Raw genomic sequence first — 6,000 nt, forward strand, 5'->3', positions numbered from 1 at the left:
CGTCGCCCGCATCGGACGTCGGGCGCAGGGCCTCGGTGAGCGTGACGGGTTCGGCGGCTCACGAGCCGGATGCGGAATGCCGCGTGGCCTCGCCGGCCGGCCGCGTGGCGCGACGGTCGGCGCGCAGGCTGGTGAGCGTGACGGTGAGCAGGACCGCGACGATGACGCCGAGCGAGGCGAGCGTGGGGATTTCCGGGACCCATGCCCAGATGCCGTGCGCCCAGTGCAGGACCAGCTTGACCCCGATGAGCGCCAGGATGATCGCCAGGCCGTGGTTGAGGTGCCGGAGCCGGCTCAGCGCGCCCTGCAGGACGAAGTACAGCGCCCGCAGGCCCAGAAGCGCGAAGGCGTTGGTGGCGAAGACGAGGAAGGGGTCTTCCGTCACCCCGTACACGGCGGGCACCGAATCGACGGCGAAGACGATGTCGGTGGCGAACACCGCCACCGTGGCCAGCGCCAGCGGGGTGATGGCCAGGCGTCCCTCCTCCCTCACCACCAAACGGAAACCGCGGTAGTCGGCGGTGACCGGGACGAAGCGGCGCAGCAGCCGGACGCTGCGCATGGAGTCGACGTCCACCTGGGGGACTTCCCCTTTCAGCGCCTCGGCCAGGACCCGCCAGGCTGTGACGATCAGGATCGCTCCGAACAGCAGGAACGCCCATGTCCCGCTTTCCAGCGCCGCCGCCCCCAGCGCGATGAAGATCACCCGCAGCACCAGCGCCCCGACGATCCCATACAGCAGCACCCGCTGGGTCAGCTCCGGTGGCACCGCGAAGGCCGCCAGCAGCAGCATGAACACGAACAGGTTGTCCACCGACAGCGACTTCTCCACCACGTACCCGGTGAAGAACTCCACCGCCACCGTGGTGCCGAACACGCTCCACAGATAGGCGCCGAAGGCTATCGGCAACACCAGGTAGAACACCGACCACGCCACGGCCTCGCGCATGCGCACCTCGTGCGGACGCCGGGTGATCACAATGTCGATCGCCAGTAGCAGGAGCAGTGCGGCCACAGTGATCGACCACAAGGTGATCGAAGCAACGCTGCCCGATCCGGACGCAGCCACAAATGGCGCCGCGGACATGAGACCTCCTCGAACGCGCTCAGCCGTTCGAGGTCTCCTTCGCCCAGAAGTCGCGGGCGGCCGTCCGGGGGCGCGCGGTACGCCCGTACTGACCGGATCGGCGCTTGGGAAGTACTCCCCTCGCCACGCCCAGAGTAGAACAAACCAGGTCACCGCTCTACCCGCTCCTCACGGCGATCTCTGCACCCGGGCGTTTGACCCGTGCATCCGCCGGGGGGATAGTTGGGATTGCGCGGAGGGGAGTACCCGCCGCTCGACGCCCCGATCGTCACCACGGCCCCGGTGGAGGTGGCCCGGCGGGGTGGCTCTCCCGATGGCCGCGGAGGGTGCGGGAAGACCTTCGTCTACATGGCCGTACGGCCATGCCAAGACGAGGGGATGATGCGGGTGTTCCTTCTGGAAATGCTCTTCAACGTCCTGCTGGTGCTCTCTGCCGTCGTCGCCATGGCCGTCCTGTGGACGGGGCCGCCACGCCATCGCTGAGCGTGGTCGTCATCGCCGGCGGTATTGAGTGGTCTTCATTGCAGCATCGCAAATGACAGGCTTGGCCGCTGTCCCGGGGATCCAGAGACAGCGGCCAAGTCGTTCGGCATTCAGCAGAGTAGGCTGGTGCGATGGACTCGGCAACATTCTGGAATGTGCTGGAAGAAGCTCGGGCTAAGGCCACGGGAAACGCCTATGTCCAGGTCGAGCTGGTGGCCGACCATCTCAAGAGGACCACAACTCCCTACATTCGAGAGTTCTGGCTTCAACGAAGAAAGGCCATGGACCAGGCCTACTCCTGGGACCTGTGGGGTGCGGCCACCATCATGATGGGATTCTGCAGCGACGACGGCTTTGAAAACTTCCGTCTCCCTTTGAGCTCGAAGAGGCGCTCTATGTGGAAGCGCAAGCATATGATCACATTGTAGGAGTGGATGGCGCATTCTGGTGCGATGAGGATGACTATGGGGATGATGAATCGTGGACCACTGCATCGTGGCCTAGCGGATCCCCATGGCCCGATTCGATAGACGGATTCGCCGCTCGCTGGCCACGAGTGTGGCATCGATACGGTCATGTGTGCATGAGGTGGGCACGACCGCCTCGAATAGCGAGTGAGTCAGAAAGGAGTGATCTGCTTAATCTGGTGCGGCCGCCCGTCTGGCGCGATGGATGCACGCTATGAAGAACCCCGACCGCGCGTCGCGAGCTCACCAGCCCCCTCACCGATCACCTGCCGTTACGGACTTCCCAGTCGACGATCTAGGGGCGCCTCTGGTGACTCGGGCTCGGCAGGTGGGTGGGTGGCGTAGACCTGGCGGCGCCAGTGCTTGGCCGAGCGGGCCAGGTCGTCGCTGACGTGGTGGAGGAACCGGCTCATCTTCGCCAGCCGGGCGCCGGCCGGGGTGCATCGCGATCGAACGGGAGGAGCTGCCGCACAGCAGCCGGCGTGTCGAGGAGGAGCGGAAGGACGCCGCGTCGCCTTGCGCGCTCACGTAGCTCCTTCATCGCGCGACGGACGGTCATCCTGGCCGCGCCGTACTGCTCCGAAAGGTCCGGCTCGGAAGGGGGCCGCTGGCCCGGCTTGAGATCGCCGCGTTCGTGCCTAGAAGAACATTCGGTGGCTCAACCGTTGTGAAGCGCGAGAGAATTTCAGATATGCGGCCCTACCATCCGCTCAGGGCAGGGGACCCGGCCAGCATCGGTGCGTACACGATCGTCGGTAGGCTCGGCGACGGTGGTCAGGGCGTCGTTTACCTCGCCGCCGACCGCACGGGCACGTGTGTCGCGATCAAGTGGCTGCGTTTCGGCGATGCCGTCACCGCCGAGAGGTTCCTGCGCGAGGTCCAGGTCGCCCAGCAGGTCGCCCCCTTCTGCACGGCACAGGTGCTCGCCACGGGTGTCGAGCAGGACAGGCCCTACATCGTCAGCGAGTACATCGAAGGCCCTTCCCTGCACCATGTCATCCAGGAGCAGGGCCCGCGCACCGGGTCCGCCCTGTACCGCCTCGCGATCGGCACCGCCACCGCGCTGGCCGCGATCCACCAGGCGGGCATCGTGCACCGCGACTTCAAGCCCGCCAACGTCATCCTCGCCTCCGACGGGCCCCGAGTGATCGACTTCGGCATCGCCAGGGCACTCGACGCCACCTCCACGATCAGTTCCTCGCCCGTCGGGACACCGTCGTTCATGGCGCCCGAGCAGCTGCTCGGCCACCAGGTGGGGCCCGCGGCCGACCTGTTCGCCTGGGCCAGCACGATCGCCTACGCCGCCTCGGGCAGGGCACCGTTCGGCAGCGACACCATGCCCGCGGTCATCAACAGGATCCTCAACGGCAGACCCGACGTCTCGGATCTCGACGAGCCGCTGGCCGGGGTGGTGCACGCCTGCCTATCCAAGGACCCCGCCCAGAGGCCCACCGCCGAGGAGGTCATCAGGCGGCTGATCCGGCACCCGGTGACCCACGGCGGCATGCCGCAGGAGGCCACCGCCTCCGAGGTGCCCACCCGTGTTTTCCCCGGCCGCGGCCCCCCGCGTCCCCAGAGCCCAGAGGGGGTCGTCCCCGCGCCTCGAGGTCCCGCCGAACCGTCACAGGGGTCTGGGCAGTGCTGGGCGCCGATCGCCGCTCGGCCCCGGATGGGCTATCCGAGGCTGCCCAGGAAACACAGGAAAAGGCTGGTCGCCGGGTTCGCGGCGCTCACCGCGCTGCTCCTCGTGGCGGTGGCCGTCGCCCTATCCCGCTCGGAAGAGCCCACACGGAGCATAGCCAAGCAACTGCCGGGTACACGGTCCACCCTCTTCGAGCGCCCCGGTGATCCGATCAGGCTCACGTCCTACGACCTCAAGGCCAAGGGCACCCATGCGTGGGAGAACTACGCCAGAGACACGCTGACGGGCCCGTTCCGCCATTACGACGGTACCGCGGAGACCCAGCTCTCCCCCGACGGCAGCCTTCTCGCGCGCCTCGGCAAGGGCTACACCTCCGACCAATACGACTCGATCGAGATCATCGATACGAGAACCGGCCAACAGAAGATCGTCGTCAAAACCGTCAAGGCCCCGCTGGAAAGCAGCAACATCGTCTGGTCGAAGGACAGCTCGAAGATCCTGCTCAACGTCGAGCAGGCGAAGGGCGAGAACGCCCCCACCCTCGGCTTCGTCATCGTCGACGTGGCGGCGCGGAAGGCGAGCGTGGTCATGGTGACGGGCGAGAACAACGACCCTTTCAGATGGGATGGCCAGAACAACGGCGTGGTCAACCTCTACGGCTCTGACCTGCGCTTCTTCGACGCCTCGGGCAACAAGGTGCGCGACGCCGTCAACATCGGCGAAGTTCCCGAAGGCGTACAGGACATCTTCTCACCCTCGGGCCGGACGTTCGCCACCCGCTGCCCCGACGGCGACGCGGGCGAGCTGTGCATCTGGGACAGCGCCTCGGGCGAGCGGGTGCGCAAGGTGTCCTCTTCCTGCGACAAGCTCCTCGGTTGGTACGACGAGACCCACCTCTACTGCTGGGAGTTCGACAACGCCGCCAGGGACCGCGTCGAGGTCGTCGACCTCGACGGCGATGAGGTCCGCACGCTGCTCGAGAGCCCGGACGACGAGGACTACGGTCCCACCTTCATCAGGGTCACGTGAACCGTTCCGCGTGGGCGCGCGGGCCCGATCACATGGCTGCGGCCTTCCACCTGTGTGCGACAGTCCTACGACGGGGTCGTCGAAACCGTCCAGCGCGAGGTCCTGCCGGCTGCCGTGACGGCGTCCGGCATATAGGCGGCGCGAGCCTGGCCCGGGGCTCTTGCATGGACCGTGGAACCTGTCGCTCCGACAATGGCGTCGGTCCGGTGGGCCGACGGCGAGAGGGAGATCCCAGCGGGCGCAACCGTGAGAGGCGGAAGTGCCGATGCGGGGCACGAGGACAGACCGACTCGTAGTAGTGACCGGTAATGCGGGTGGAGCGAAGGGGACGGTCGTCCAGGTTCGCTCGACGGCCAACCGGAGTTCCCGGTGAACGACACCGCGGGTACCCTCTGACGCAGGCGATCGCTCAGGCCTACGTTGTCGGCCGCCATCAGTCGGGGGTTGGCTCTCACCCGGAGGCCGGTCTCCAGGAGGCCCTGCGCGCGCCTCGCCTGCGTCTGGGTGACCGGCGACTGGGGTCCACGCCCGGGCCTTGGTACGGCCCCGCCGGCAGGCCGTCGCATCGGCTTCGGGGTCGGCCTGACCCTTTCTCGCGCCAGTGTGCCGGCCCGAGAAAGAGCTGTTCGCGCCGTGATGACTTGTCCAAGATATTGCCATCTGCGGGCGACGCTCTTCCGAGTCGGTACAGGGTTTCCAGCGCCACGGTGTGGCGAGATGCCACGATAAGTGGTGATTTTATCGCTCTATGTGGCGAAAGGGTAATCCGACCGGCTCCAGGCTTTGTACTCCAGAGGTGGGCGCCGGAGTTCTCGCTAACTAGCATGGCTTTTCTGACGTTGAATCGGCGCCGAGATGCCGATCCGGCGCTTCGTCAGCCCGCGCATCGCACGGGGGCGCAACTGATTCACATGGAGTCGTCAGGCATGATCAAGATAAGGTACGCGCTCGCGGTCGGGGCGATGGCGGCCTCGGCCCTCGTCGTCCCACTGACGATGCCGGCCCAGCCCGCCGGTGCCGTACCCGTGGCCGGGACTGCTTTCGCGACCGCGCACGTTCTCGCTTCCGCTGATGACCCCTGCGCCAAGCACAAGAACCCGCAGAAATGCCGGGAACAGTCCGGCGGCTGAGACGACGAACTCGACGACGCGACATCACGCGTCCTGACGGTGGCGGTATCGACGAGTGAACTGGAGCAGCGTCATCGTCGAACGCCTGTCCAGAACCACCCTCGTGGCCCGGGTCCCCTGAACCTTTTTCATCCTCGTGCGGAAGCCGCTGGCCACATCATG

General features: G+C 66.7%; 5 protein-coding genes and 1 pseudogene. 4 read left to right on the top strand and 2 right to left on the bottom strand.

The annotated features are described in order from the left end of the window. Window positions 1-58: 58 nt before the first annotated feature. Window positions 59-1,087, bottom strand: a complete 1,029-nt coding sequence (locus tag BSB02_RS37375; RefSeq protein WP_084965743.1) for a TerC/Alx family metal homeostasis membrane protein — start codon at window positions 1,085-1,087, stop codon at window positions 59-61. Window positions 1,088-1,309: 222 nt separating this feature from the next. Here BSB02_RS37375 and BSB02_RS37380 point away from each other — a divergent pair, with 222 nt between their 5' ends. Both BSB02_RS37380 and BSB02_RS37385 read left to right on the top strand, forming a co-directional pair. Continuing rightward, window positions 1,310-1,570 (top strand): hypothetical protein, encoded by a 261-nt coding sequence (locus tag BSB02_RS37380; protein WP_143591678.1) that lies wholly within the window; start codon window positions 1,310-1,312, stop codon window positions 1,568-1,570. A gap of 131 nt (window positions 1,571-1,701) precedes the next feature. Continuing rightward, window positions 1,702-1,998 carry a DUF4240 domain-containing protein gene (locus BSB02_RS37385; RefSeq protein WP_084965745.1) on the top strand — a complete coding sequence of 99 codons (297 nt, stop codon included), beginning with the start codon at window positions 1,702-1,704 and terminating at the stop codon, window positions 1,996-1,998. A 448-nt stretch (window positions 1,999-2,446) separates the two neighbouring features. On the opposite strand, the pseudogene BSB02_RS37390 reads toward BSB02_RS37385, so the two are convergent. Then, a pseudogene (locus BSB02_RS37390) lies at window positions 2,447-2,656 on the bottom strand (GntR family transcriptional regulator); the annotation flags it as partial. Window positions 2,657-2,728: 72 nt separating this feature from the next. On the opposite strand from BSB02_RS37390, the gene BSB02_RS41775 reads away from it, so the two are divergent. Together BSB02_RS41775 and BSB02_RS37400 are read left to right on the top strand one after the other, a co-directional pair. Beyond that, window positions 2,729-4,708, top strand: a complete 1,980-nt coding sequence (locus BSB02_RS41775; RefSeq protein WP_084965746.1) for a serine/threonine protein kinase — start codon at window positions 2,729-2,731, stop codon at window positions 4,706-4,708. Window positions 4,709-5,532: 824 nt separating this feature from the next. Further along, window positions 5,533-5,838, top strand: coding sequence for a hypothetical protein (locus BSB02_RS37400; RefSeq protein ID WP_143591680.1), 306 nt, complete (start codon window positions 5,533-5,535; stop codon window positions 5,836-5,838). Window positions 5,839-6,000: the final 162 nt, after the last annotated feature.

The sequence above is a fragment of the Thermoactinospora rubra genome (assembly GCF_002093975.1).
Taxonomy (GTDB): domain Bacteria; phylum Actinomycetota; class Actinomycetes; order Streptosporangiales; family Streptosporangiaceae; genus Nonomuraea; species Nonomuraea rubra_A.

Excerpts from the sequence above, each read along its gene's own strand:
- BSB02_RS41775 (WP_084965746.1), top strand. The coding sequence starts at position 2,729 with ATGCGGCCCTACCATCCGCTCAGGGCAGGGGACCCGGCCAGCATCGGT.
- BSB02_RS37375 (WP_084965743.1), bottom strand. The coding sequence starts at position 1,087 with ATGTCCGCGGCGCCATTTGTGGCTGCGTCCGGATCGGGCAGCGTTGCT.
- BSB02_RS37400 (WP_143591680.1), top strand. The coding sequence starts at position 5,533 with ATGGCTTTTCTGACGTTGAATCGGCGCCGAGATGCCGATCCGGCGCTT.
- BSB02_RS37385 (WP_084965745.1), top strand. The coding sequence starts at position 1,702 with ATGGACTCGGCAACATTCTGGAATGTGCTGGAAGAAGCTCGGGCTAAG.